Origin of the sequence: Candidatus Accumulibacter vicinus (assembly GCF_000584955.1) — a bacterium.
GTDB classification, from domain to species: Bacteria; Pseudomonadota; Gammaproteobacteria; order Burkholderiales; family Rhodocyclaceae; genus Accumulibacter; species Accumulibacter vicinus.
Genome location: NZ_JDSS02000003.1, coordinates 1 through 1,481, shown reverse-complemented (window position 1 = coordinate 1,481; position 1,481 = coordinate 1). Strand labels below are relative to the sequence as shown.

Below are 1,481 nucleotides of genomic sequence, written 5' to 3'. Positions count from 1 at the left end.
TGGCGCCCGCTTAGCTCGAACGTTACCGTGAAAGCCTCCCCCTATAAGGACGAGGCGGTGTCTGCCGCCATGCAGCATCAATTTGAGAACCGCTGGGCCCGACCCCAGGAGTTCAGCGGCGAATCAGGTGGCGGCAGCGGCCGCCGATGCGCGGGGTGCAGGCCACTTGCCGATGGCCTTGAGTTGCTTGATCCAGCGCGGGGCGTTCTTCCTGGCCGACATGGCCGCGTAGTCGATGGCCTGGTCGAGATAGGGCTGTCGGCGCGACAGCAGGATGTAGATCAGCCGGATCATCTTGTGCGCCACGGCAACGATCGCTTTCTTGTGCGACTTGCGCACCATCAGGCTCTTGTACTTTGCCGCCAGGGTGCTCTTGGTCATGCGCGCGGCATTGGCGCACTCGCACAGGATGTGGCGGATGACGTTGTTGCCGTGGCGCGTGCGCCCGGACTTGCGCTTGCCCGCGCTCTCGTGGTTGCCCGGGCTCAGCGCGGCCCAGCAGGCCAGACGTTCGGGCGAGGCGAAGCGGGCCATGTCGTCGCCAATCTCGATGAGGATCAGCGCGGCTGCCACCTCGTCGATGCCGGGGATGGTCTGCAGCAGGCTGTGCGCCCAGGCATAGGGCTGCATGGCGCGCATCAGGTAGGCGTCGATGTCGGCCAGTTGGCGCTGCATCTGCTCGATGCTGTCGCTGAGGTGGCGCAGCACGAACAGGTGCCGCTCGCTGAGGTCACCGTCCAGGCTGGCGGCCAGTTCCTCGGTCTTGCGCTTGAGCGCACCGCGGGCATGCGACAGCAGCAGCGCCGGGCTCTGGCCATCGATGAGGCCGCGCACCATGGCGCGCGCAGACACGCCGTTGACATCGGCGACCACCGCGCCCAGCTTGATGCCACCGTCGTCGAGCATCTTGTGCAGCCGGTTGACCTGGCTGGCGCAGGTGGCGCTGAGCTTGCGCCGGTAGCGCGAGACCAGGCGCAGCTCGCGCAGGTCCTTCGGCGGGATGAAGCTGCCGCGCACCAGGCCGAAGCGCGCCAGCACGGCCAGCCACTCCGAATCGAGCATGTCGGTCTTGCGACCGGGCACATGCTTGATGAAGTGCGCGTTGACCACCCAGGCAATCAGCCCCGCGTTCTCCAGGTGCGAATAGACGCTCTTCCAGTAGATGCCGGTGCTCTCCATGACCACCAGCTGTACCTGCAGCTCGCCCAGCCAGGCGGCCAGGGCGCGGCAGTCGCGCTTGAAGCCACCGAACTCCCGACTGTGCTTGGTCATCGAGCCGTCGGGCTGCTCGATCAGCACGGTCACCACATGCAGCATGCGGTGTACATCGATACCGGCCACACGCCGGTGCAGAGGCGACAAACCTTCCATCACGATGCTCCTGTGAGTAGAGTGCACAGCGGCACGCAGGAGCGTCACCCATGGCCGGTGCACCGCAAGGCTGCGCGAGCAGCCTCGCGGCAAACCGGTGAGCTGGAAGA

Annotated in this window: 1 protein-coding gene; it reads right to left on the bottom strand. The window is 66.2% G+C overall.

Translation table 11 applies throughout. From position 1 onward, the window contains the following. Positions 1-123 precede the first annotated feature (123 nt). A complete protein-coding gene (locus CAPSK01_RS00145) occupies positions 124-1,371 on the bottom strand; it encodes an IS110 family transposase (RefSeq protein ID WP_273702780.1) in 1,248 nt (415 codons plus the stop codon). Positions 1,372-1,481: the final 110 nt, after the last annotated feature.

Excerpts from the sequence above, each read along its gene's own strand:
- CAPSK01_RS00145 (WP_273702780.1), bottom strand. The coding sequence starts at position 1,371 with ATGGAAGGTTTGTCGCCTCTGCACCGGCGTGTGGCCGGTATCGATGTA.